We start from the raw sequence: 25,153 nt of genomic DNA on the forward strand, positions 1-25,153 counted from the left end.
TCTGGCATGAATGTCGGCAAAGCCGGCTATGCCACCGGCGGTGTCACCGCCGGCGGCATGAGACAAATCATTCGGCGTCGTCGGCGGACAGCGCCTTCACCAGATCGATGATCCTGCGGCGGACCTTGACGTCGCCGATCTTGACAAAGGCCCGGTTGAGCTGAAGCCCTTCCGGACTGCCGCAGAATTCGATGGCGAACGCCATCGAGGAGTCTTCGGCAAATCCCCGATTGCCGCCGCCGGTCTCCTCGCCGGGGGCGTCCTCGAAAAAGAAGGCGACGGGAACGCTCAGGATGGAGGCGATCGCCTGCAGACGGCTAGCGCCGACCCTGTTCGTGCCCTTTTCGTACTTCTGGATCTGTTGAAACGTGATGCCGAGATTTTCACCCAGCTTTTCCTGGCTCATTCCAAGCATATTGCGACGCAGCCGGATGCGACTCCCGACATGGATATCGATCGGATTCGGCTTCTTCTTGTTCTCTTCTGTCATTTTTTCCTCGCCGAATTTTTCCGGCTTTTTCTATTTTGTTCCGCCCATATGAAGCCGGAGCCACCTGCCCCAACAGAACCCTCCAACCGACTTCGAGAAAATTTTAGGCGTTACAGTATGAGTTTCTAATGTGCCGACTGTCAATTCACCCGTAGCCGCTGCCTTACATTCAATGTGAAGGCCGCCAGAGCAAGCACCAACATGATCAGCAATCCGTTAACTCGCCGCTGGCCGGCAGGAAAAAGCGCGTGGCCGGAAATCGGCACATGCGCGTCGATGGCGCCGCGCGCATTGACGGCCAGCGCATCGACAATGCGCCCGCGCGAATCGACTACGGCGGAGATGCCATTGTTAGCCGCGCGCAACAGAGGCAATCCATTCTCCACCGCACGAATCTGGGCCTGCCTGAAGTGCTGATACGGGCCTGGCGTGTCGCCAAACCAAGCGTCGTTGGTGACGTTCACAATAAGCTCAGCTGACGCTGCGTCAACTGCAACCAGATCGGGAAAGATCACCTCGTAGCAGATGAACGGAGCGGCGCGCAGGCCGCCCGGCACGCTGATCGGATGGCGTTCGTTGCCGGCGGCGAAATTCATCGGCCCGGCAACGAGCTGGCCTATGCCGAAGCGTTCGAACAGGTCGGCGAATGGCAGGTATTCGCCGAACGGCACCAGATGCACCTTGTCGACGGCATCGACGATCTCACCCTTGTCGTTGATCGCCATGACGGAATTGTAATAGCGGCTGCGGGCATTCGCCGATCCGCCCTCCTCGCGCACGACACCGGCGATCAGCATCTGGCCGTCGGCCAACATGTCGCCTAGCGCCGTCAGCGCGTCCGGACGCTCGGTGAACAGGAACGGCACCGATGTTTCCGGCCACAGAATGAGCTGCGGCCTGGCGTGGCCGTCTACCGGCGCTTCCCCCGATATCCCCAGCAAAGTTGCGAAGATGCGGTCGCGCACCGAGGCGTCCCATTTTTCGCTGAGATCGACCGCGGGCTGGACGATGCGGACATCGATCGAGCGTGTCGGTTCGACCGGCGCGACGAGCCTGAAATAGCCGAAGCCGACATGAGCGGCGACAAGGACGACGAACAGGGCGACGCCCAGTCTCAGATGGCGGCGCGCCACGACGAGTGCCGGCAGGGAGAACAGGAAGACCGCCAACGCGTTCATGCCGATCATGCCGGTCACCGACACGCTCTGCATCAAGAGCGGCACCGGCATCGCCGCGTAGCCGACGGCGTTCCAGGGAAAGCCGGTGAAGAGAAAGTCGCGCAGCCATTCGGCAAGGCCGAAACCGAAGGCAAGGGCGGCGATGCGGCCGACATCGCTGCTCCAGAACAGCCGCGCCACCACGGTGGCAAAGCCATAGAAGAAAGCCAGCGCGAAGGGGATGCCGACAACGGCGAAGGGCAAGGCCCAGGCGAAGCTGTCGGCCTCGACCAGCAATGCCTGGCCGATCCACCAGAGACCGGCGAGGAAATAGCCGAAGCCGAACCACCAGCCGGTGGCGAAAGCCGGCCTCAGGCGCCTGAACCAGCCATCGGAAGCCTCGCCGGTGGCGCCGTCGAGCAGCCAGACCAGAACCGGGAACGAAACGAAGCAGACGGCGAAAAAGTCGTAAGGCGCCTGGGCAAGCACCGCGAGCGCGCCGGCGGCAAACGCGACCAGCGCCCGCCGCCACCCCCACAGCAGAATTATCCGGCCGGCAAAGCGCTGCATTCAACTTCCCAAGTCGCGCGAATCAGGGAGTTAGAGATTTAACAGGCTGCGCTGCCCGATCCAATCCAGATAGGCGCGCGGCCTGAACACGGTTGCGCTATAGCGGGAACAGTATCCCGCTATAGCTCTTTGTTTTAGCCGCATTTCCGCAACGCCATGCGATTCCGCTTGGCTGCAAAATGCTCAGCGGTGCCAGCCCTCGATCCGCAGGCCGCTCAGTTGCTCGGCCTCGTCCTTCAGGACAACGCGCACGGTTAGGGTGAATGTCCAGATATGGCCCTCGGGGTCGCGGGCGCGATATTGCCGTTCGCCGTAGAAGTGGTCCGCCGGTTCTTCAAGAATTTCCGCGCCCGCCATGCGTGCTTTTTCGCAATGAGCGTCAAGGTCTTGCTGCAGACGGACATAGACGGCCTGCGTATTCCTGCCGCCGACGGATGCGGGACTGGCGACGTGGTCGGTCCATTCGGAATCGACGATGATGTAGCCGTCGCCGAAGCGCATTTCGGCATGCACAAGCCGACCGTCGGCGTCGCTCACCAGCATGCTCGGCTCGAAGCCGAAGGCGGCCTGCAGCCAGGCCAAGGCCGCGCGTGGATCCTTATAGAAAACGCCCGAACCCAGGACCGCGTGCTTGAACGGATCGTCGATCGGCATGCCGCTCCAAGTCTTTGTCTTTGCGCAATTCCGGACGGAAGGCCACGGCGAAGGCGCCGAGCCTAACCGCTACGCACTTTTCCTGGAATTGCGCTCCAAGTTTTTGTCTTTACGCAATTCCGGACGGAAGGCCACGGCGAAGGCGCCGAGCCTAACCGCTACGCACTTTTCCTGGAATTGCGCTCCAAGTTTTTGTCTTACGCAATTCCGGACGGAAGGCTACGGCGAAGGCGCCGAGCCTAACCGCTACGCACTTTTCCTGGAATTGCGCTCCAAGTTTTTGTCTTACGCAATTCCGGACGGAAAACCGCTACGCACTTTTCCTGGAATTGCTCCAGGATATCAGGCCTGTTCGGTGCGGGCGGCGCGGCGGCGCTGCCGCTCGCCCTTCGGGCTCTGCACGATGCGCACGCGCTTGACGCGGCGCGGGTCGGCGTCGAGCACATGGAACTCGAAGCCGGGAATCGCCTGCACCACTTCGCCCCTGGCCGGGACGCGGCCGAGCGTGTTGAAGATCATGCCGCCGATAGTGTCGACATATTCGCCGTGTTCGCCGGCGGCGAAATCCTCGCCGATCATCTTGGCGACCTCGTCGATCTCGGCCTTGCCGTCGACGACAAAGACGCCGTCGCCGGTCCGGGTGATCATCGGCTCGTCGTCGTCGTGCTCGTCCTCGATGTCGCCGACCACCATCTCGACGATGTCTTCCAGCGAGGCGAGGCCGTCGGTGCCGCCATATTCGTCGATGACCAGCGCCATCTGCGTACGGTTCGTCTGCATGCGGCCCATCAGGTCGGAGGCCAGCATCGACGGCGGCACGAACAGCACCTGGCGGATCAAGTTGAGATCGCCGATGGTGCGGGCGAGATCCACCTGCGCGAGGTCGAGCGCGGCCGTCGCCGGCGTCTTGCGGCTCGTGCGGCCCTTCTTGACGCGGGCGACCTTGGTGATGTGGGCGAGCACGTCGCGGATGTGGACCATGCCGCGCGGATCGTCGAGCGTCTCGGAATAAACCGGCATGCGCGAATGGCCGGACTGCTCGAAAAGGCCGAGCAGGTCGCCAAGCGTCGTGTTGATCTCGACCGCCTCGATATCGGCGCGCGGCACCATGACGTCCTCGACCCGCACCTCGCGCAGGCGCAGGATGTTGTTGAGCATGGCGCGTTCGCCGGGCGAGAAAGCGCCGGCATCGGTCGCCGTTTCGGCAAGCGCGCCGGCTATCTCCTCGCGCAGGCTGGTGCCGTTGCGGTGCCGGAACAAGCCGAGCACACGGTCGAAGAGAGAAGGACCGGCATGCGTCGGCTCCGCGCCCGCGCTGCCGGTCGCAATACTCGGACTGGAGCCCTCTTCCGTCTTTTCGGAAGACTTGGCAGCACTGCCGGCGTCCGGACGGGCGGCAGTTTCTGGTGTGTCGTTCATCGCCATCGGGTCAATTGAGCTTTTTTGTTACGCGTAGGGATCGGGAATGGCAAGCCTCGCGAGCGCGGCGCGCTCGATCGCTTCCATCTCCTCGGCCTCGGCGTCGGTCTCGTGATCATGGCCCAAAAGATGCAGCAGGCCATGGATAACGAGATGAGTGATATGGTTCGCAATCGGCTTGTCTTCCAGAGTGGCCTCGCGCGCCACCGTCTCGGAAGCCAGCACGATATCGCCCAGCATCGGCGGCAACGGGCCGCCTTTCGGAGCCGAAAAAGCCGGAAAAGACAAGACGTTGGTTGGCTTGTCCTTGCCGCGCCATCCGGCATTGAGCGTCTGGATATGGGCATCGTCGGAAAAGACGATGCTGAGCTCGGAGGCGCCGCTGGCGCCGGTTTCGGCAAAGGCGGCCGCGACGGCGCGCTCGACCAGACGCGTCAGTTCGGCTTCCGCGGGCCAGTCGCCGGCCTCGACGAAAATATCGATATCGACCGGGATTCCGGCAGGGGATTTGGTGTCTTCAGCCATGCGGCCTTTGATCAGCTTTCGGCGCCGAGCCCTCTCGCCAGCTTGCCGTCGCGATCATAGGCCTTGACGATCTCGGCAACCAGCGGATGGCGGACAACGTCGCCTTCGTTGAAGCGGACCGTGACGATGCCGGGGACCCCGTCGAGGACGCGCAGCGCCTCGACAAGTCCCGACTTGGTGTTGGGCGGCAGATCGATCTGGGTCGGATCGCCGGTGACGATCATGCGCGAGTTCTCGCCAAGGCGGGTGAGGAACATCTTCATCTGCATCGGCGTGGTGTTCTGCGCCTCGTCGAGGATCACCGCCGCATGCGCCAGCGTGCGGCCGCGCATGAAGGCCAGCGGCGCGATCTCGATCACCTCGGCCGCGATCGCCCGCTCGACCTTGTCGGTCGGCATCATGTCATAGAGCGCGTCGTAAAGCGGCCGCAGATACGGATCGACCTTCTCCTTCATATCGCCAGGCAGGAAGCCCAGCCGCTCGCCGGCCTCGACGGCCGGGCGCGACAGGATGATGCGCTCGACCATGCCGCGCTCCAAGAGCATCGCAGCATGCGCCACCGCCAGATAGGTCTTGCCGGTGCCGGCAGGACCGATGCCTAACACCATTTCGGAGCGCTCCAACGCCCGCATATAGGCGTCCTGGTTGAGCGAGCGGGCATAGATCGTCTTCTTGCGCGTCGCGATCTGGGCAGCCGAGACCTTGCCTTTGCGCTCCAGCGTCGGCAGCGTCAGTTGGTCGTCGGCGGCGATCGCCATGCGCACTGCGCCGTCGACATCCGACTGGCCGATATCGACCCCCTTTTGCAGGATGCCATAGAGCGTATCCAGCGCGCGACGCGCCTGTTCGGAGGCTGCCGCCGAGCCCTTGATCGTAAGCTGGTTGCCGCGCGAGCGTATGTCGACACCGAGCTTCTGCTCAAGCCGGGCCAAATTCTCGTCGAATTGACCGTAAAGGGCGCTGGCAAGCTTGTTGTTGTCGAAGGTCAGTACGATGTGCGCCATATCGGAGGCCCCGGACGCCTGGCTCTGGGGCGGATTCTTCAGTTCAGCAGCGCTCAACCGTCTCTCCTCATCTGCCGAGGCTTGTGGCTATGCATGTCGTTGTCCCAAAACCGCGAGCACTTTTGGACGACATGCATCAGGCCAACTCGGCGAACAGGCTGTTGTAGCCGGTCCTTGTGATTCGTACGTCGATAATGTCACCGATTCCGCCAGCCTTGTCGTCAACAATAACCGGCTGCAGCCAGGGCGAACGGCCAACTTTCTGGCCAGCCTGCCGGCCAGGCTTCTCGATCAGCGTGCCGATGGTCCTGCCGACCAGGCTCAAGCCGAAATCCTGCTGCTGCTTGAGAAGCAGAGCCTGCAGACGCTGCAGACGCTCGTCCTTCACCGCTTCAGGGACATGGCCATTCATTTCGGCGCCCGGTGTGCCGGGGCGCGGCGAGTATTTGAACGAGAAAGCCGAGGCATAGTTCACTTCGCGCACCAGTTTCAGCGTCGCCTCGAAATCCTCATCCGTCTCGCCGGGGAAACCGACGATGAAGTCGCCGGACATGGCGATATCGGCGCGGGCGGCGCGAATGCGCCCGATGAGCGCCAGATAGTCGCGCGCCGTATGGCGGCGATTCATAGCCTTCAAAATCCGGTCGGAGCCAGACTGCACCGGCAGATGCAGATAGGGCATCAGCGCCGGCAGGTCGCGATGCGCGGCGATCAATTCGTCGTCCATGTCGCGCGGATGGCTGGTGGTGTAGCGCAGCCGCGCCAGGCCGGGGATTTCCGCAAGCCGGAACAGCAGGCGGCCGAGACCCCATTCCTGGCCATTCTCGCCGACGCCGTGCCAGGCATTGACGTTCTGGCCGAGCAACGTCACCTCTCGCACGCCGGCTTCAGCCAGGCGCTCGGCCTCGGCGACGATCTGCGCCACAGGACGCGAGACCTCGGAGCCGCGCGTGTAAGGCACCACGCAGAAGGTGCAGAACTTGTCGCAGCCTTCCTGTACCGTCAGGAAGGCGGTGACGCCGCGCCTGGCAAGCTCGGCGCGCTTCGGCTGCGGCAGATGCTCGAACTTGTCCTCGATGGCGTATTCGGTCTCGACGATCTTTTCGCCGCCACGGACCCTGGCCAACACATCGGGCAGCCGGTGATAGGTTTGCGGGCCGATGACCAGATCGACCGCCGGGGCGCGGCGGATGATCTCTGCGCCTTCGGCCTGCGCCACGCAGCCGGCAACACCGATCAAGAGCTCGCGGCCGGCTTCGGCGCGTTCTGCTTTCATGTCGCGGATGCGGCCAAGCTCCGAATAGACCTTTTCCGCCGCCTTTTCGCGGATATGGCAGGTGTTGAGCAGCACCAGATCGGCGTCTTCGACGACGTCGGTGGCGACATAGCCGTCAGCGGCCAGCGCATCGGTCATGCGCTGGGAATCGTAGACGTTCATCTGGCAGCCATAGGTCTTGACGAAGACCTTTTTCGCCGCCCTGGCGGGCACCGGCTGATGCTCAGTGGCACCGCCCATGTCGTGGCTTTCAATCGTGTTCAATTCCATCGGGCGGCTTCTACCGCCTTTCCGTGACAAAAAACAGACGATTTTGCCTGAAGCGCCTCGTGCTGTATGGACTGAGCAAGACGCGCCTCAGGCCTCTTCCCTTTTGTGCATGTCGTTATCCCAAAGCCGCTGCACACTTTTGGGCGACATGCATTGATTACCGGCTCTTGGCCGGGTCGGCGAGGACGGCCTGCATCATCTCGCGCACCCTGGCTTCCATCAGCCTTGCCGTTTCCTTGCGGTTCGAGCCCTTGGAGAACGGCACCGGCTCGCCGAAATGCACCTCGGCATCGATCGCACCCTCGGCAAGCAGACCCTTGAGATGCGGCATCAGATCCTGGTCGCCGATCCAGGAGACCATCGGGCGGTGGCGCCGGCCCATCGGCATGCCGTGCAACCGCGTATAGGCGATCGCCACGGGCTGGATGAAGACCTGTTCCGCCGCGCCTTCCGAAATCGCCATGGAGGCCGCGCCGAACAGCGTGCTCTTGAACGGCAGCACGAGATTGCCGTCGCCGGTCGAGCCTTCGGCGAACAGTACCATGGCATCGCCCTTGGCCATACGCCTGGCGATCTCGCTTGCCTGGTCGCCGGAGGTGCGCTTGCGCTCGCGCTCGATGAAGACGGTGCGTTGCAGCTTGGACAGCATGCCGATCAGCGGCCAGCCCTCCATATCGGCCCTGGCGATGAACTTCACATCGACAAAGGAACCGAGCACCATGATATCGGTCCAGGAAATGTGGTTGGCCGCCACCAGCAGAGGGCGCTCCTTGGCCAGCGCGCCCTTCACATGGACCCGCGTGCCAAGCGCCCGTAGGATCATGCCGTGCCAGATTTTCAGGATGAAAGTTTCGGGCCAGAGCCCCGTCTTCATCGACAGGATCTGCAGCGGCACCAGCACCAGTGAACAGACGACGACATAGCCGAGCGCCAGGAAAATCCGTAACTTCTTGATCATTCGCTCCGGCCCTAACATTACAGCGCCGCGCGCCTTGGGCGCGCAAAGGACGCTGTAACACTCCCACTTGGCGCATGATCCTTTCCGAAAATCGGAGCCGATTTTCGGGGTCATGCGCGACTGTGGCTAGCGAAGATCGCGGCGCATGACAAGCGCGCCGGTCGGACCGTGCTCGGTCGAGCGATAATAGTTCGGCCGGTGACCGACCTGGCGGAAGCCAAGCCTGCGGTAAAGCCCGATCGCCGGCGCATTGGTCTCGTCGACCTCGAGGAAGAGCGCTTCGGCGCGCTGCGCATGCAGTTCGCGCAGCACCGCGTCCATCAATTGCCAGCCGAGACCCTGGCGGCGATGCGTACGGGCGACCGCCACGGTCAGGATCTCGCCCTCGCCGGCGGCGAGCCGGGCCAGGACGAAGCCGACCGGCGGCTTGGCGCCTTGGCCGGTTTCCCGCGCCGCATAGCCGAAGACTGTATCCTGTTCGAGGAGCGCGGCGAATTCGCCATCGGTCCATGGCCGCACGAAATCCTCTCGATGCAGGACCGAAACAGCGGCGCTGTCGGCAACCGTCAGCGGTTCCAAGGCATAGTCCCTGCGGCGCGGCTGAAAGAACGGTATGCGCATCAGGAATCGTATCCCTTATCCTGCCTTGGCAGGATGAAACCCGCCTGCGGTTTGGCGTCGGCACCGCGCAGATAGAGCGGCTTCGGCCTTTCGCCCGGCCCCTTTGCCGAGGCCAGCCTGGCATAGGTCGCAATGTCGGCGGTGGCGGCAACCGGGCCAGTGTCGAAGGCACGCCCGGCCGCCGCGGCAATCTGCGGCGCGGCGGTCCCGACAAAAACCGCTTGCGCGCCGATAGCCATGGTCGTTGCCTCGGCAAGCGTGGTTACCGAAGGTCCGTAAGCCTTGGCTAACGCTTTGTCATAGAGCGCCGCATGGATTTCCTCGCGGCCGGCATCGAGCGCGGCAAGCACCGCGCGCCCGGGAAAGGTATTCGCACCCTCCGCCGCCAGGGCTTCCAGCGTCGTCACGCCGATCGCCGGGATTTTCAGCGCCAGCGCCAGGCCGCGCGCGGTCGAGACGCCGACGCGCAGGCCGGTGAAGGAGCCCGGTCCGATCGAGACGGCGATAGCGCCAAGGTCGTGATAGCCGGTGCTGGCGGCTTTCAAAGCAGCTTCGATGACGGCCATCAGATGCTCGGCATGGCCCTTGCCGAGATCAAGCACCTCGCGGCCAAGCTCCGCTCCCGCGCCTGTGTCATAGATGCAGGCGGCGCAGAGGTTGGCGGCGCAGTCGATGGCGAGCAACTTCATATGAGCAGCTTCATATGACCGGTTAACGAACTGGACCGAAACACAATTCCCTGTGCCCGGCATGGCCCGCCATCGCAAGGGCCAGGGCGCAGAAATGTTAAGCGGCTTTGCTTCTACGCGCGGCGATCACGCCGTCGCGACAATGCGCAGCATGTGGTTGTCCCAGACATAGTCCGATTCGGAACGGGTCGCGCCGGCGCCGCCGACGATCTCGCCGGCGCCGGTCGTTGCCATGAAGCCGGCGCCGTCGGGCGCCAGGCCACAGACCTCGATCAGCGATCTGGTCGCGACCACGCGCCCGCTGGCGGCGTCGATGACGGCCAGCGAGTTTCCTTCCGGCGAGGTGACGGCGACCGTACCCGTCGCGGCATTGGCGGCGACAGAGCCGATATAGTTGCGAAAGCCGGAAAGCACGTCCTGCGGCATCTCCAGCAGTTCGAGCTCGTTGCCGCGCGCGGCACGGCCGACCAGTGCCGGACGGTCGGTTGCCGGCCCGCGATATTGGCAGCCGAACCAGACCGTGCCCGCCTTGTCGCGATCCATGTGGCGGATCGAAAGCTGATGCAGCGCCGGCGGCAATTCGTGCTTTTCGATCAGGTCGCCGGTGATGCTGTCGACCAGCGCATAGGACGGCTTCATCGTCGCGATGTTGAGCTCGGCGCGGCCATAGTCGGGATGGGTTTCGATGCCGCCATTGGCAATGGCGAGCGTTCGGCCATCGCCGAGCAGTAGCAGCTCGTGCGGCCCCATGCCGTAGGTCGGGAACTCGCCGATGCGATTGAACCTGGCGCGCGCGTCGTAGATGCCGACGACGCCGGCGGCGTTGACGAAGTCGTTCTCGGTCGCATAAAGCAAGGCACCATCGGGCGAAAACACGCCATGGCCGAAGAAATGCCGGCCGGCGATGCTGGCTATGGTCAAAGGCTTGTCGCGTCCGGCATGGTCGAAGACCACAGCGAAAGTGCCGGGCTGGCGAGCGAAGACAACCGAGCGTTTCGACACCGGATCGAAGGTGACGTCATGGCCGCGGTCCGGCAGATCGACCGTGTGCAGGATCTTGCCGGCCTCGGAAAGCACGGCGGCGCCGAAGCTTCCGTCGCGCTTGACGAAGGCCGTGGCAAACACCGCATCCACCGCCAGCGTGTCGGCCCAGGCGCGCGGCGTCATGATGGCGGCGAAACTCGCGCCCGCGGCCCGCAGGAAATCGCGGCGGTCGATGAGCTGTGTACCTGGCCACATCATCGTTCAATCCCCGTCCAGCGACGAAAAGCCGGCGGTCAGGCCGAACTCGGCGGTCATCCTGGTGGCGATCAAGGTCGACAGGCTGGAGGTTACCAGCGCGAATTGATCCAGCTTGTCGCGCAGCGCCGGATCGGCGAGCGCTTTGTCGATCGGGCCGCTGACGGATTTCGCGGTGGTCACGCCATTGACGAGCTGGATGTGGATGGATCCGGCCATCCATTGCGCATCGGCGGGCAGCGCATCGCCAAGCTTGGAAGCCTGGAACAGCTCGTCGACGCCGGACAGGTTTCCGGCCAGCGAAGCCATCGTGTTCTGCGAGCGCCAGTAGATCGCCTGCTTCGGCCTGTCGGCATCGGGCTTGGCGCCGAGAAAGCCCTTGAGCCGCACGTCGCGGATCATTTCCAGCTCGTTGATGAAGACGCCGACCAGTTCCGTCACGGCTTCGGCGCCGTCGCGGTAGAGCGGGTTCTTCGGCCCCGGATTGGCCCAGAGCGACGCGAAGCCGTCGGACTTGTTCCAGGCATCGCGCACCTCGCCGGAGATCGTTTCGATGTTGCCGGCAACCGCGGCGCCATAGGCGCAGCGATAGGGATCGTCCTTCCTGACGAGCGTTTTGGCGCCATCGCCGTAAAGCACGTATTCGAGCGCGCCGAGACCTTGCATGGCCACGCTCTTTTGCGCCAGTTGCGCCGGATCGGTGGCTGAGGGATCTTTGGCGGCAAGCGTCGACTGCACCTGCCGCAGACCGATGCTCTTGCGGTCCGGCCAATACAGCATGCGCTCCAGCCGGTTGTTTTCCTTGATCGGTCCGAAGGCAATGATCTCGACCACCGACCAGGCCTCGACCGTTGCGGAAAACGTCGAACGCGCTACTTCGAGATTCTGTTCGGATGGCGTTTCGCAAAGCTGGTGCATCGCCTCGGCCAGGCCCGCCGCGTGCTCGTCGAGACTGGCATAGGCCGGGCGGACGAAACCGTCGATCGCGGGGCCTATGAGATCGGAGGCCTTGACCGCGGCCGATGCGGGCAAGGCGGCGGCCAGAAGAAGCGGAAGGGCAAGCGCGGCGGCCAGGCGTGTCGACATCAGAGCGACTGCAGGAATTTGATCAGCGCATCACGATCGGCCGCGGGGGCTCCGGCGAAGCGGTCGCGTGCCTTCTGGCCCTCGCCGCCATGCCACAGGATCGCCTCGGCAAGCGTGCGGGCGCGGCCGTCATGTAGATAAAAAGCATTGCCGTTGACTATCGCGGTGAGCCCGATGCCCCAAAGCGGCGGGGTGCGCCACTCGCTGCCGCTCGCTTCCCCCACCCGTTGCCCGTCGGCGAGACCCTCGCCCATGTCGTGCAGCAGGAAGTCGGAATAGGGCCAGATCAGCTGGAAGGACTGCGCCTTGCTGTGTGTGCCGCGCATGGTGACGAATTTCGGCGTGTGGCAGGAAATGCAGCCCATATCGTAGAACTGTTTCTTGCCGGCAAGCACTTGCAGTGTGTCGAGATCGCGCCGCGCCGGGACGGCCAGGTTCTGCGAATAGAAGGTGACGAGGTCCATCACCGGCGGCGGCGCCTCGGCCGTGCCGAGACGCTGCTGCACGCCGTTCGGCATGGCACGGCAATCCTGCTGCGCTTCACTGCAATCGCCCCAATGCTTCGGCATTTCCGGGGTCGAGATACCGATATCGCCGGCAAAGGCATCGGCCGCCTGCTGGCGGATCGAGGCGGTCTGCGCCTTCCAGCCGAAGCGACCCAAAGTCACCACGCCGCTCAACTCATCGCGCACGATGTTCGGCCTGCCCGAAATGCCGTCACCGTCACGATCGTCCGGATCGGCATGGGCAAGGATATCGGCCGGTGCAATCTGCTCGATCAGACCGAGCCCGATCATCGGCGGCGTCAGGCGCGGCGAGAGCGTGGTGCGCGGATCGAGCGGGCCATAGCCCGGATTTTCGACAGAATAGCTTGGCTTGCGCAGCGCAACGACGGCGCCGTCGCCGAGCGTAACTTTTTCTTGCCTGTAGTCGACGCGCATGCGGCCCTCGCCCCTGAGGCCGGGGACCGCGAGGTCCTGCAATTGCGCGCCATAGACCGGATCGGGAAAGTTCAGCAGCTTGCGGTCGGCAAGCGCTGCCTTTTCCTCGGCGCTGCCGGCGTCGCGCGCGAGCCGAAGAAACATCGATGTCGAGCCAACCGGGCCTTCCGGAGGACGCCCGCGGCCATCCTTCAGGTGGCAGTTCTGGCAGGCGCGCTCGTTGAACAGCGGGCCGAGCCCATCCGAAGCCTGGGTCGAAGACGGCGACGACACCCAGTTCTTGCGGAAAAGCGCGTTGCCGAGCTTGAAGCTGCCCTCCTCCTCGAAGGTGATGTTGGCCGAGGATTGCGAGAAGGCATCGCGGTTGACGTCCTTGCGCGACGTGCCGGCGCCGCCCTGCATCAACTCGAACTGCTCGGGTTTGGTAAAATCGGTCGTTGGCTTGGTGACCGCAAGGACCCGCGCCTGATCCTTCGGCGTCAGGTCGGTCCGGCTTGTCGGCAGATCGGCTGGCGCACCGGCCCAGGCGGATGCGGAAAGCATGATTGCCAGCAAAAGCGATGCCCCGAGACAAATCCGGTATCGCGGGGTCTGTTGAAACGACAGGCCGTCGTTTCCGGCCCGACGCGAACGGCGCGAAAAATCTACGGGGCGCCGCATTCCCGCATGTCCTTACTCCGCCTCGTTAGCCGAATCGGCGTTGAGCAGGCCGTACTTTTCCTCGCCGATCGAGGCAAGCAGGTCGAGCTGCGTTTCCAGGAAGTCGATATGTCCTTCCTCGTCGGTCAAAAGGTCCTCGAACAGCTTCATCGTGACGAAATCACCTTCGTCGTGGCAGATCTCGCGCGAGCGCTTGTAGGCGGTGCGCGCGTCATATTCGCCGGCCAGATCGGATTCGAGCACTTCCTTGACGTTCTGGCCGATGCGCAGCGGCGCGACTGACTGCAGGTTCGGATGGCCTTCGAGGAAGATGATGCGCGCGATCAGCCGGTCGGCGTGATGCATTTCCTCGATCGATTCCGCCCGCTCCTTCTTTGCCAGCTTGGTGTAGCCCCAATCCTCGAGCAGACGATAATGCACCCAGTACTGGTTGACGGCCCCAAGCTCCAGGAACAGAGCTTCATTAAGCCGCTCGATGATCTGCGGTTCGCCTTTCATGGCTTCTGCTCCCGTATTGGACGCGCAAGCCTCTCACGCGATCCAGGTGTGAAACGATGTCCACGTCGCCCACCTCTGAGCGGGCGTGGTAGTTCTCGGTGACCCGAATGATCGTTTCCACCACATTTGGGAAACAGCCGCAACAGCGACCGCGCTTGCCCATCGCATGGTAGACCTTGGCGGGCACGATCAGCTGCCAGGGATCCTCATCCAGCAGGCCGACGATCGTCTGCTCGATCTCCTTTTCAGTGATGATGTTGCAATGACAGATCAGCATTTACTTGCTCTGGCTGACGGCGGGTCTGGCGCCACTTGGCTGGTTTGTTAGTCCAAAAACCGGTTCCCACTTTCTGGGATCATGCCGGTTTCCCAGTCGGGCATGATCTTATCCCAAAACCGGTTTCCACTTTCTGGGATCATGCCCTGGACCTTACTTGAACACTTTGTCGGGAGCATCGAGGCTGTCGGAGCCCTCGAAGGCGATCTCGTTGAGCTTGAGCGAGCCGACGGCGCGCTCGATCGACTTGGTCTGGTCAACCAGCGCGTCGATCGCCGCCTGCACGGTGGCGTTGCCTTGCGTGTTGCCTTCGGCGATCTGCTGGTCGTAGGCCTCGCCGGCCAACGCGCGCGCCCTGATCGCCTCCATCTTGGCGACAGTGACGTCGAGCTTGCCCGACAACTCCTTGTCGATCGCCGGATCGGCGACCTTCACCATGTCGGACACCGACGGACCCGAAACCACGGAGCCGTCGAGGCGCTTGTAGCTGGCATGGTAGGCGTCGCGGATGCCGACGGCATCGTAAAGATGCGAGATATAGGTGTTGTCGGAGAAGCAGTCTTGCTCCTCCTCCGGATCGTGCAGCAACAGGCCGAGCTTCATGCGCTCGCCGGCGAGCTCGCCATAGGAGAGCGAGCCCATGCCGGTGAAGATGGTCGAGATGTCGGCATTCGCATCGCCGTCGGTCAGGTTCTTGCGCGCGGCGCCGTCTTGCTTCCAGTTGTCGACCATCTCCTGCAGGTCGGACACCAGAAGGTCGCTGGCAGACTTCAGATATTCGGCGCGACGGTCGCAATTGCCATTGCTGCAATTCTTGAGGTCGTAGTCGGTAAAGGGCCGCTCGCCGGCGCCCGGCCCGGTGCCGTGCAGGTCCTGGCCCCAGAGCAGGAATTCGATGGCGTGATAGCCGGTCGCGACATTGGCTTGGACGCCGCCGGCTTCCTGCAGCGTGCCGGACAGGAATTCCGGCGTCAGCTTCGAGGCGTCGATCTTCATGCCGTTGATCTCGATCTCCTTGTTGGCGATGACGTTGGCCGTATAGAGCGCGTTTTCGTCCGACTCGGTGCCGTAGCTCTTGGCGACATAGTCGATCAGGCCCTCATCCAGCGGCCACGAATTCAGCTTGCCTTCCCAGTCGTCGACGATCTTGTTGCCGAAACGATAGACCTCGGTCTGCTGGTAAGGGATGCGCGCCGCCTTCCAGGCCTCGCGCGCAGCGTTCACCGTATCGGCCGACGGACTGGCGATGAGCGCATCGACCGCCTTGTCCAGCGCCTGCGCCGTGGTCAGCGTATCCTCATATTTGGCCAGCGCGATGTCGGCATAGGTCTTGATCACCGCTTTCGCATCGGTCTCGGCTTTCGCCGGCAACACGAACACCGCCGCCGTCAACGCAGCCGTGGCGCAGATCGCAGCCAGCCTGCCGCCATTACGTGCCGTCATTATCCTTCTCCAGTTCCTTGGAAATTCAAGAAAAGGCGCCCACCCGCGCCGAGGCATAAGCATGCCGGGAAAAATGGTGGCCGCGTCGATGCGCGGTTCGCGATAGAAAGACACCCACTTGCCTCCAATCGAAAGGGTTCAAGGCCCAGACATCAAAGGGATGCGCTTTGCGCGCAGCTCTTCATAAAGCGATGGAGAGCCCGGGAGTCAACTGGCGCGGCAGAAAAAATTCAATCGAAACAACAGTTTAGAATTATTCTAAACTGCGATTATCAACTTTAGACACGTCGCTGAGTGCCGCACGTTATTGACAGGTGGCCGTCCTGGGTGCGACCCGGACACCGGCTGTTGCGGCGGCGGCAGACAATCGCCACCTGGCGGAAGATCATAGATTTCAAAAAGAAAAAGGATCGCGATGACGAACGGGGTTGTGATTGTCGGTGCGGGCCATGCCGGCGTGCAGGCGGCGGCCAGCCTGCGCGAGGAAGGCTATGAAGGGCCTGTCGTCCTGATCGGCGACGAGAAGGAACTGCCCTATCACAAGCCGCCGCTGTCCAAGACCTTCATCAAGGACGCCGAGGCCAAGCCGCAGCCCTTGCGCGGCGAGACCTTCTACACCGGCCACACTATCGACTATCGGTCGGGCGTGCGCATCGAGAGCATCGATGCCGGCGTGCGCAGACTGGACGTGGCGGGCGGCGGCAAACTTGCCTTCGACCGGCTGATCCTTGCGACCGGCTCGCGGCCGCGTCTGCTCAAGCTCGACGGCGCCGGCCTCGCCGGCGTGGTCTCGCTGCGCTCGCTGGCCGACGCGCGGGTGATCCGCGAGCTCAGCGCGCGGACCGAGGACGTGGTCATTCTCGGCGGCGGCTTCATCGGGCTGGAGATCGCGGCGACGCTGAGGGCCGCCGGCCGCAACGTCACCGTCGTCGAGGCCGTCGACCGGTTGCTCGGCCGCGCCGTCGCGCCGGTCATCGCCGCGCATGTGCGCCAACGCCTGGAGGCAACGGGCGTGCGCATCCTGACCGGCACCACCGTTGCCCGCCTGGAGGGCGAAAGCGGCCGCGTTTCGGCCGCGATAACCTCCAGCGGCGAGCGCCTGCCGGCGCAGATGGTCATCATCGGCATCGGCGTGGTGCCTAATGTCGAACTGGCGGAAGCGGCGGGCTTAGCCATCGGCAACGGCATCCGCGTCGACCAGCATATGCAAAGCTCGATCCCGGAAATCCTCGCCATCGGCGATGCCGCCGCCTACCGCCACTGGTTCACCGGCGGCGACGTGCGGCTGGAATCGGTGCAGAACGCCACCGACCAGGCGCGGCTTGCCGCGCGCACCATCCTCGGCCATGCCGAGCCCTTCTCGGCGGTGCCGTGGTTCTGGTCCGATATCGGCGACATGAAGCTGCAGATGGTGGGGCTGACGCAAGGCGGCGATCACCATGTCGTGCTGGGCGACCTCGCCGACAACAAGTTCTCTATCTACCACTATGCAGGCAGCCGGCTGCTCGGCATCGAATCCGTCAACCGGCCCGCCGACCACATGCTTGGCCGCAAGATGCTCGGCGCCGGCTTCTCGCCGACGCCGCAGACGGTCGCGGGCGGGCCGGATGCGCTGAAGGCAGCGCTTGCGGCGTTTCAGAATATGGAGCCAGCCAAGGCCGGTGCGTAAGCTTGCCAATTTTTGCCATACGCCATAAAATACCCTGGATGAGCACCATGAACATCTCACTGCCTGACAGCTTGAAGCATTTTGTCGATCAGCAAGTGACGGATCGCGGCTATGGCACGAGCAGCGAGTATGTGCGTGAATTGATCCGCCACGATCAGGATCGTCAACTTCTGCGCCGTTTGCTGCTTGAGGGTGCGTCATCCGCGCCGGGCACTCCCGTTGACGATGACTATTTCGCGGCGCTGAGAAAACGAGCTCGGGGCCAATAATTAGTGGTCGCAAAGGCGATTATTCTTCGAAATCTTGCTCTGCGAGATATCGAGGACGCCGTTGATTATTATGCACGCGAAGTTGGTTCGCATGTGGCATTGAGCTATGTCGACGACCTCCAAAACGCCTACAAACTGATAGCCAGCCATCCGGCATCTGGCTCTCTGAGATATGGCTACGAAATTGGATTGTCTGGACTGCGTAGCGTGCAGTTCAAGCGCTATCCATACCTGATTTTCTATTTCGAACAGACCGACCATATCGATGTGTGGCGGGTTCTGCACGCCCAGAGGGATATTCCAGCCTGGTTGCAGTATCCGAACTCCTGACGGCACATTCATCCGCTTCAGCGGAAGCCGTCAGGAGGAATCGAGCCGCCCGTCAGGCCGCGCACACTTCGCGGATCGAGGTCTCCAGAATGTCCAGCGCCTCGGTCATGACGCCGTCCTGGATGGTGATCGGCGACAGGAAGCGGATGACGTTGCCGTAGACGCCGCAGGTGAGCAGGATGAGGCCCTTGTCCAGCGCCTTCAGCCTGACGGCGTTGGCGTACTCGGCCGACGGCAGCCCCTTCTTCGCATCGTTGAACTCGACGGCGTTCATGAAGCCTGGGCCACGGATATCGACGATCTCCGGCACGTCGTCGCGGATCGATTCCAGCCGCTGCTTCAGCCTGGCGCCGAGCGCGTTGGCGCGGTCGCAGAGCTTTTCCTCCTCGATAACGTCGAGCACGGCGTGCGCCGCGGCGACGCCGATCGGGCTGCCGCCATAGGTGCCGCCGAGCCCCCCGGGGCCGGGCGCATCCATGATCTCGGCGCGGCCGGTAACGGCCGACAGCGGGAAACCGCCCGCAAGGCTCTTGGCCATGGTGGTTAGATCGGGCGCCACGTCATGATGATCCATTGCGAACATCTTGCCGGTGCGGGCAAAGCCGGTCTGCACCTCGTCGGCGACGAGCAGGATGCCGTGCTGGTCGCAGATCCTGCGCAACGCAGCCATGAAATCGCGCGGCGCTTCGTAGAAGCCGCCCTCGCCCCGGACCGGCTCGACGATGATGGCGGCAACGCGGCCCGGATCGACATCGGCCTTGAACAGCTTGTCGAGCGCGGCAAGCGAATCCGCGACCGAAACCCCGTGTAGCGCGACCGGGAACGGGGCGTGGAAGACATCGGCGGGCATCGCGCCGAAGCCGACCTTGTAAGGCACGACCTTGCCGGTCAGCGCCATGCCCATGAAGGTGCGGCCATGGAAGCCGCCGGAAAAGGCGATGACCGCCTGGCGGCCAGTGGCGTTGCGGGCGATCTTGATGGCGTTCTCGACCGCTTCGGCGCCGGTGGTGACGAAGATGGTCTTCTTGTCGAACTTGCCGGGCAGCATGCCGTTCAGGCGCTCGGCGAGATGCACATAGCTCTCATAGGGCACGACCTGGTGACAGGTGTGGGTGAAGCGGTCGAGCTGCGCCTTGACCGCCTCGATCACCTTCGGATGGCGGTGGCCGGTGTTGACCACCGCGATGCCCGACGAGAAGTCGATATAGCGGCGGCCCTCGACGTCCCAGATCTCCGAATTCTCGGCGCGATCGGCATAGATCTGCGTCGTCATGCCGACGCCGCGCGATATCGACTGGTTCTTGCGCTCGGAAATGGCTGAATTCTTCATCTCGTCCCTCATCGGGCCATCCCTCACCGAGATTGGGCCCGTTCCGTTGATCGAAACTCTTCTCGCCTTATTTTACGTTTTCCTCAAGTCGGCACATTGGCCCAGTCGATTGGGCCTGCCGAAAGCAATTCCAGGGAAGGTGTGGAGCGGTCGGGCTCGGCGGCTTCGCCGTAGCTTCCGTCCGCAATTGCGTCAAGACAAAGAGATACGGCTCGCCGCTTCGATGAAACGGTGAACCGCTCTGGCCCGGAAAGCGATCTTGGACCAGCCCGGCGACAGGCCTCGCGGAAATGGTTTCCTTTTCCCGCCGATCGACTATCCTCGTTTCGTCCGCGACGTGCCGCCGTCAGGAGCGGCTCCCACGGTTGAGGGGAACCATGAGCAGGAACGCGACATCGTCCGCCTTGCCGCCTTCGTCGCTCAGCCCTTTGCCTCGTCCAAACATCCTGTTGCTGCTGGCCTGCGCCGGCGCGATGCTCTCGGCGACCGGCTGCCAGAAACAGCAGGCAGCGGAAAAGAAGCTGCCGGTGGTGGTGACGACGCAGACGGTCGCGCTCGCCGACTACGCGCCACGAACCTCGCTGACCGGCGTGATCGCTGCCCGGACCCTCAACAATCTGTCGTTCCGCGTCGGCGGCCGCGTCGCCGAACGGCTGGTCGATGTCGGCCAGCATGTCGACCAGGGCACCGTGCTTGCCCGCATCGATCCGCAGGAACAGGAATCGGACCTGCGGTCGGCCCAGGCCGACCTCGACGCGGCACAGGCGCAGCTCACCGAGGCGGCAGCCACTTATCAACGGCAAAAGACGCTGCTTTCGCAAGGCTTCACGACGCGACGGGATTTCGACACCGCCAACCAGACCCTGAAAGTGGCGCAAGGCAGCGTCGATGCGGCGCAAAGCGCTTTGGCCAACGCCAAGGAAAACCTTTCCTACACCGAACTCAAGGCGGGCGCCGCCGGTGTGATCACTGCGCGTCAGGTCGAGGCCGGGCAGGTGGTGCAGGCGGCGCAGACCGTGTTCACAATCGCCGAGGATGGCGACCGGGACGCCGTCTTCAACGTGCACGAGACGCTGGTTGTCCAGACGCCGCCTTCCCCGGCGGTGACGATCACGCTGCTGTCCGACCCGCAGGTGCGGGCAGTCGGCAAGGTGCGCGAAATCTCGCCGGCGGTCGATACCGCGTCCGGGTCGATCCGGGTCAAGGTCGGCATTCCCGATACGCCGGCCGGCATGCCGCTCGGTGCCGCTGTCATCGGCACCGTCAGCGCCAGGCCGCTGAAGGCTGTCCTTTTGCCTTGGCAGGCGCTGACCTCGACGGCCGGCAAGCCCGCCGTCTGGATCGTCGATCTGTCGAGCAAGGCAGTGACGACAGCGCCGGTCGAAGTGCTCGCCTTCGATTCCGGCGTGGTCGTCGTCGACAAGGGTTTGCAGGAAGGCCAGAGCGTCGTCACCGCCGGCGGGCAGTTGCTCAGTCCCGGGCAGAAGATCGAGATCGCGGGGGCGAGCCAATGAACCGGTTGTTGCGCATCGCTCCCTTGCTGATCCTTACCGCACTTGCCGCCTGCTCGCGCTCGGAAGAAAAGCCGCCGGAGATCATCCGGCCGGTGCTGTCGATGGTGGTCGAACCGAAGACCGTCGAGACTTTCGGTTTCGCCGGCACGGTACAGCCGCAATACAGCGCCGACCTTGCCTTCCGCCTGCTCGGCCGCGTCGTCTCGCGCGACGTCAAGGTCGGCGACCTCGTCACCAAGGGCACGACGATCGCGGCGCTCGACCCGACGGCGCTAGAGCTTGCCGTCCAGGCTTCGAAAGCCGACCTGTCGAACGCGCAGGCGCAGTTCACCAACGCCGCCGCAAGCGAAGACCGCCAGCGCCAGTTGCTTGCCTCGGCCAACACCTCGCAAGCTACATTCGATGCCGCCAAACAAGCGCGGCAGGCCGCTGAAGCCGGCGTCGAGCGGGCCAATGCCGGTTTGGCCAAGTCGCAGGAGCAGCTCGGCTACGCCCGGCTGTTCTCCGATTTCGACGGCGTCGTCACAGCGATCGGCGCCGAGGTCGGCCAGACAGTCTCGCCCGGACAGACGGTCGTCACCGTGGCGCGCACCGATCCGCGCGAGGCGGTGGTCGACATTCCCGATCAACTGACCGGCGACCTTGCCGTCGGCACGCCCTTCGAGATCATCCTGCAATCGCTGCCGACCATCAAAACCGACGCCAGGTTGCGCGAGGTGGCGCCGCAGTCGGAAGGCGCCACGCGCACCCGCCGCGTGCGGCTGACACTGGTCAATCCGCCATTGGCATTCCGGCTGGGTTCGACGATCACGGCGACCCGCATGACCAAGGTCACGCCGACGATCGAACTGCCGATGTCGGCGCTGCTCGAAAAGGATGGTGCGGAGAAAGTCTGGATCGTCGATCCGCAATCCTCAAGCGTGAGCGCGCGCGAGATCAAGATCGCCTCGAAGAACGGCAGCAGCTTCACGGTAGCGGAGGGACTTGAGGCCGGCATGCGCATCGTCACCGCCGGCGTCCACAGTTTGAGCGAAGGCCAGAAGGTCAAAGTACCGGAGGGCGGGGTCTGATGAAGGGCTTCAACCTCTCCGACTGGGCGCTCAGCCACCGCTCCATGGTCTGGTACTTCATGCTGGTGTTCGTGGTGGCCGGCATTTTCTCCTACCTCAATCTCGGCCGCGAGGAAGACCCCGCCTTCACCATCAAGACCATGATCATCCAGGCCAACTGGCCCGGCGCCTCGGTCAAGGAGACGGTGCAGCAGGTGACCGACCGCATCGAGAAAAAGCTCGAGGAGCTCGACAGCCTCGACTTCACCAGATCCGTCACCACTGCCGGCCAGACCGTCATCTTCGTCAACCTGAAGGACACGACCAAGGCGCGCGATGTCGTGCCGAACTGGCTTCAGGTGCGCAACATGGTCAACGACATCAAGGCGCAGTTTCCGCAAGGCGTGCAGGGACCGTTCTTCAACGACCGCTTCGGCGACGTCTATGGCAACATCTATGCCTTCACCGCCGACGGGCTGACGCCGCGCCAGTTGCGCGACTATGTCGAGGATGTCCGCACCAGGATCCTGACCGTGCCAAATGCCGGCAAGGTGGATCTGGTCGGCGCGCAGGACGAGGCGATCTATCTCGAATTCTCGACGCGCCAGATCGCTGCACTTGGCCTCAACCAGCAGGCGATCGTGGCCAGCCTGCAGGCCCAGAATGCCATCACGCCTTCCGGCGTTGTCCAGTCCGGGCCGGAGCGCATAAGCGTGCGCGTCGGGGGCCAGTTCACCTCCGAGGAGAGCCTGCGGGCCATCAATCTTCGCGTCAACGACCGCTTCTTCCGCCTGAGCGATGTGGCGACGATCCGGCGCGGCTATGTCGACCCGCCGACGGCCCTGTTCCGCTTCAACGGCCAGGATGCGATCGGGCTTGCCATCGGCATGAAGCCCAACGCCAATCTGCTCAAATTCGGCGAAGCGCTGCACGAGGAGATGCAGCGGGTGCTGGCAGACCTGCCGGTCGGCGTCGGGGTCCATCTGGTCGCCGACCAGCCGGTCATCGTCGAGGAGGCGGTCTCGGGCTTCACGCGGGCACTGTTCGAGGCGGTCGCCATCGTGCTCGCCGTCTCCTTCATCAGCCTCGGGCTGCGGGCCGGCTTCGTCGTCGCGCTGTCGATACCTCTGGTGCTTGCGATCACCTTCACCGTCATGGCCTATCTCGGCATCTCGCTGCAGCGTATTTCGCTCGGCGCGCTGATCATCGCGCTCGGGCTTTTGGTCGACGACGCGATGATCGCGGTCGAAATGATGGTGGCGCGGCTGGAGGTCGGCGACAATCTGCGCAAGGCGGCGACCTATGTCTACACCTCGACCGCCTTCCCGATGCTGACCGGGACGCTGGTGACGGTCGCCGGCTTCATCCCGATCGGCCTCAACTCGAGCGCGGCCGGCGAATACACCTTCACGTTGTTCGTCGTCATCGCGGTGTCGTTGCTTGTGTCATGGATCGTCGCGGTGCTGTTCGCGCCGCTGCTCGGCGTGACCATCCTGCCCGCAACGATGAAGGAGAAGCGTCACGACCAGCCCGGGCGCTTCACCTCGCTGTTCCGGCGCGTGCTTGTCTTCTCCGTGCGCCGCCATTGGCTGACCATCATCGCGACGGTGCTTTTGTTTGCGGCCTCGATCGCCGGCTTCGGGCTTGTCCAGCAGCAGTTCTTCCCGCCTTCCGACCGGCCGGAGCTGATCGTCGACTGGAACCTGCCGCAGAACTCCTCGATCACCGAGACGCGCGACCAGATGGAGCGCTTCGAGCAGCGCGCGCTGGTCGGCAATCCCGACATCGATCATTTCAGTTCCTATATCGGCCAGGGCGCGGTGCGCTTCGTGCTTGCCTATGACGTGCAGCCGGCCAATCCCTATTTCGGCCAGACGGTGATCGTCACCAAGAGCATCGAGGCGCGCAACCGGGTGAAGCCGGCGCTGGAAAAGCTGCTGCGCGCGGAGTTCGTCGGCACCGATGCCTTCGTCAAGCCGCTCGAGCTCGGCCCACCGGTCGGGCGCCCGGTACAATACCGCGTCGGCGGTCCCGACATCCAGACGGTGCGGGAGCTCGCGCAACAATTCTCCGGCCTGATCTCGGCCAATCCGAAGCTTGCCGCGCCGACTTTCGACTGGAACGAGCCGCAGCGCGTGCTGAGGGTCGACGTGCTGCAGGACGAGGCACGCCAGCTCGGCATCACCTCGTCCGACATCGCCAGCACGCTGAACAGCACGGTGGGCGGCGCGACGATCACGCAGGTGCGCGACGCGACATACCTCATCAATGTCGTGGCGCGGTCGCGCGAGGCCGAGCGCGGCTCGATCGAGACGCTGCAAAACATCCAGCTGCCGACCGGAAACGGCGAGGCGATCCCGCTCGCCGCTGTCGCCAACTTCCGTTACGACCTCGAGCAGCCGACCGTATGGCGGCGCAACCGCACGCCGACGATCACCGTGCGCGCCGGCCTGGTCGGCGACGTGCTGCCGGCGACCGTCGTCAACGAGCTGAAACCGTCGGTCGACGCCTTCATCGCCAAGCTGCCGCCCGGCTATTCGATCGAGACGGCGGGGTCTGTCGAGGAAAGCGCCAAGAGCCAGGGACCGATCGCGGCCGTGGTGCCGCTGATGCTGTTCATCATGGCGACCATCCTGATGGTGCAATTGCAGAGCTTCCAGCGCCTGTTCCTGGTCGTGGCGGTGGCGCCACTCGGCCTGATCGGCGTGGTGGCCGCCCTGGTGCCGAGCGGCGCGCCGCTCGGCTTCGTCGCGATACTCGGCGTCCTGGCGCTGATCGGCATCCTGATCCGCAACTCTGTCATCCTGATCGTGCAGATCGAGGACCTGGTCACCGAGGGCAAGGACCGCTGGGCGGCGGTGATCGAAGCGACCGAGCACCGCATGCGGCCGATCGCGCTGACGGCGGCGGCGGCAAGCCTGGCGCTGATCCCGATCGCGCGCGAAGTGTTCTGGGGGCCGATGGCCTATGCCATGATGGGCGGCATCATCGCAGGTACTGCAATCACGCTGCTGTTCCTGCCGGCGCTTTACGTGACGTGGTTCCGGATCAAGGAGCCGAAACGGGGGCGGGATGGGGCGCAAAGCGAAGTACCCGCGGACGGCGGGGCGGCGGCAACGTAATTTACGCCGCGATCCTTCACACCCCCCTCTGGCCTGCCGGCCATCTCCCCCGCAAGGGGGGAGATCAGCAGCTTTCGCCGCCCGCTTATCCTG

General features: G+C 63.8%; 23 protein-coding genes. 6 read left to right on the forward strand and 17 right to left on the reverse strand.

Annotation, left to right across the window (positions count from 1 at the left end; genetic code table 11):
• Positions 1-67 precede the first annotated feature (67 nt).
• The 16 genes from ACWGS9_RS01685 to ACWGS9_RS01760 all read right to left on the reverse strand — a co-directional run bounded on the left by ACWGS9_RS01685 (position 68) and on the right by ACWGS9_RS01760 (position 15,777).
• Positions 68-490 (reverse strand): helix-turn-helix domain-containing protein, encoded by a 423-nt coding sequence (locus ACWGS9_RS01685; RefSeq protein ID WP_454503586.1) that lies wholly within the window; start codon positions 488-490, stop codon positions 68-70.
• Between the two features lie 140 nt (positions 491-630).
• A complete protein-coding gene (lnt, locus tag ACWGS9_RS01690; RefSeq protein WP_454503587.1) occupies positions 631-2,217 on the reverse strand; it encodes an apolipoprotein N-acyltransferase in 1,587 nt (528 codons plus the stop codon).
• A 183-nt stretch (positions 2,218-2,400) separates the two neighbouring features.
• Positions 2,401-2,871 carry a VOC family protein gene (locus ACWGS9_RS01695; RefSeq protein WP_454503588.1) on the reverse strand — a complete coding sequence of 157 codons (471 nt, stop codon included), beginning with the start codon at positions 2,869-2,871 and terminating at the stop codon, positions 2,401-2,403.
• A gap of 342 nt (positions 2,872-3,213) precedes the next feature.
• A complete protein-coding gene (locus ACWGS9_RS01700) occupies positions 3,214-4,290 on the reverse strand; it encodes a hemolysin family protein (RefSeq protein WP_454503589.1) in 1,077 nt (358 codons plus the stop codon).
• A gap of 27 nt (positions 4,291-4,317) precedes the next feature.
• Positions 4,318-4,815: an rRNA maturation RNase YbeY gene (gene ybeY, locus ACWGS9_RS01705; RefSeq protein WP_454503590.1), complete on the reverse strand. Its 498-nt coding sequence runs from the start codon at positions 4,813-4,815 to the stop codon at positions 4,318-4,320.
• Between the two features lie 11 nt (positions 4,816-4,826).
• Positions 4,827-5,819, reverse strand: coding sequence for a PhoH family protein (locus ACWGS9_RS01710; protein ID WP_454503649.1), 993 nt, complete (start codon positions 5,817-5,819; stop codon positions 4,827-4,829).
• 136 nt (positions 5,820-5,955) lie between these two features.
• Positions 5,956-7,335, reverse strand: a complete 1,380-nt coding sequence (gene miaB / locus ACWGS9_RS01715; protein ID WP_454503650.1) for a tRNA (N6-isopentenyl adenosine(37)-C2)-methylthiotransferase MiaB — start codon at positions 7,333-7,335, stop codon at positions 5,956-5,958.
• 187 nt (positions 7,336-7,522) lie between these two features.
• Positions 7,523-8,323 carry a lyso-ornithine lipid O-acyltransferase gene (gene olsA, locus ACWGS9_RS01720; RefSeq protein ID WP_454503591.1) on the reverse strand — a complete coding sequence of 267 codons (801 nt, stop codon included), beginning with the start codon at positions 8,321-8,323 and terminating at the stop codon, positions 7,523-7,525.
• Between the two features lie 126 nt (positions 8,324-8,449).
• Complete coding sequence (locus tag ACWGS9_RS01725; protein ID WP_454503592.1) at positions 8,450-8,944, reverse strand: GNAT family N-acetyltransferase; 495 nt, start codon at positions 8,942-8,944, stop codon at positions 8,450-8,452.
• On the reverse strand, positions 8,944-9,633 hold the full coding sequence (tsaB, locus tag ACWGS9_RS01730; protein WP_454503593.1) for a tRNA (adenosine(37)-N6)-threonylcarbamoyltransferase complex dimerization subunit type 1 TsaB: 690 nt from the start codon (positions 9,631-9,633) through the stop codon (positions 8,944-8,946). The genes ACWGS9_RS01725 and tsaB overlap by 1 nt, the downstream gene beginning before the upstream one ends.
• A 126-nt stretch (positions 9,634-9,759) precedes the next feature.
• Positions 9,760-10,875: a DUF1513 domain-containing protein gene (locus ACWGS9_RS01735; protein WP_454503594.1), complete on the reverse strand. Its 1,116-nt coding sequence runs from the start codon at positions 10,873-10,875 to the stop codon at positions 9,760-9,762.
• 3 nt (positions 10,876-10,878) lie between these two features.
• On the reverse strand, positions 10,879-11,958 hold the full coding sequence (locus tag ACWGS9_RS01740; protein ID WP_454503595.1) for an imelysin family protein: 1,080 nt from the start codon (positions 11,956-11,958) through the stop codon (positions 10,879-10,881).
• Entirely contained in the window at positions 11,958-13,559 is a 1,602-nt protein-coding gene (locus ACWGS9_RS01745) for a di-heme oxidoreductase family protein (RefSeq protein ID WP_454503596.1), read from the reverse strand. Before ACWGS9_RS01745 ends, ACWGS9_RS01740 begins: the two co-directional genes overlap by 1 nt.
• A 12-nt stretch (positions 13,560-13,571) precedes the next feature.
• On the reverse strand, positions 13,572-14,057 hold the full coding sequence (gene bfr, locus ACWGS9_RS01750) for a bacterioferritin (RefSeq protein ID WP_320214255.1): 486 nt from the start codon (positions 14,055-14,057) through the stop codon (positions 13,572-13,574).
• On the reverse strand, positions 14,023-14,334 hold the full coding sequence (locus tag ACWGS9_RS01755; protein WP_320214254.1) for a (2Fe-2S)-binding protein: 312 nt from the start codon (positions 14,332-14,334) through the stop codon (positions 14,023-14,025). The genes bfr and ACWGS9_RS01755 overlap by 35 nt, the downstream gene beginning before the upstream one ends.
• A gap of 153 nt (positions 14,335-14,487) precedes the next feature.
• The gene (locus ACWGS9_RS01760) at positions 14,488-15,777 is read right to left on the reverse strand and encodes an imelysin family protein (protein WP_454503597.1); all 1,290 of its coding nucleotides are present in this window, start codon (positions 15,775-15,777) and stop codon (positions 14,488-14,490) included.
• A 415-nt stretch (positions 15,778-16,192) separates the two neighbouring features.
• On the opposite strand from ACWGS9_RS01760, the gene ACWGS9_RS01765 reads away from it, so the two are divergent.
• The 3 genes from ACWGS9_RS01765 to ACWGS9_RS01775 are packed head-to-tail and all read left to right on the forward strand — an operon-like array spanning position 16,193 to position 18,045.
• Positions 16,193-17,446 (forward strand): NAD(P)/FAD-dependent oxidoreductase, encoded by a 1,254-nt coding sequence (locus ACWGS9_RS01765; protein WP_454503598.1) that lies wholly within the window; start codon positions 16,193-16,195, stop codon positions 17,444-17,446.
• A gap of 38 nt (positions 17,447-17,484) precedes the next feature.
• Positions 17,485-17,715 (forward strand): type II toxin-antitoxin system ParD family antitoxin, encoded by a 231-nt coding sequence (locus tag ACWGS9_RS01770; RefSeq protein WP_454503599.1) that lies wholly within the window; start codon positions 17,485-17,487, stop codon positions 17,713-17,715.
• Between the two features lie 3 nt (positions 17,716-17,718).
• Entirely contained in the window at positions 17,719-18,045 is a 327-nt protein-coding gene (locus tag ACWGS9_RS01775; RefSeq protein WP_454503600.1) for a type II toxin-antitoxin system RelE/ParE family toxin, read from the forward strand.
• Between the two features lie 52 nt (positions 18,046-18,097).
• Here the strand turns inward: ACWGS9_RS01775 and ACWGS9_RS01780 are convergent, their stop codons facing one another.
• Positions 18,098-19,375: a 4-aminobutyrate--2-oxoglutarate transaminase gene (locus tag ACWGS9_RS01780; RefSeq protein ID WP_454503601.1), complete on the reverse strand. Its 1,278-nt coding sequence runs from the start codon at positions 19,373-19,375 to the stop codon at positions 18,098-18,100.
• A 377-nt stretch (positions 19,376-19,752) separates the two neighbouring features.
• Between ACWGS9_RS01780 and ACWGS9_RS01785 the strand changes: the two genes are divergently transcribed.
• The 3 genes from ACWGS9_RS01785 to ACWGS9_RS01795 are packed head-to-tail and all read left to right on the forward strand — an operon-like array spanning position 19,753 to position 25,060.
• Complete coding sequence (locus ACWGS9_RS01785) at positions 19,753-20,889, forward strand: efflux RND transporter periplasmic adaptor subunit (protein ID WP_454503602.1); 1,137 nt, start codon at positions 19,753-19,755, stop codon at positions 20,887-20,889.
• Positions 20,886-21,959 carry an efflux RND transporter periplasmic adaptor subunit gene (locus ACWGS9_RS01790; RefSeq protein WP_454503603.1) on the forward strand — a complete coding sequence of 358 codons (1,074 nt, stop codon included), beginning with the start codon at positions 20,886-20,888 and terminating at the stop codon, positions 21,957-21,959. The genes ACWGS9_RS01785 and ACWGS9_RS01790 overlap by 4 nt, the downstream gene beginning before the upstream one ends.
• The gene (locus ACWGS9_RS01795; protein WP_454503604.1) at positions 21,959-25,060 is read left to right on the forward strand and encodes an efflux RND transporter permease subunit; all 3,102 of its coding nucleotides are present in this window, start codon (positions 21,959-21,961) and stop codon (positions 25,058-25,060) included. Before ACWGS9_RS01790 ends, ACWGS9_RS01795 begins: the two co-directional genes overlap by 1 nt.
• Positions 25,061-25,153 lie beyond the last annotated feature (93 nt).

The organism is Mesorhizobium sp. Arg314, from assembly GCF_053714275.1.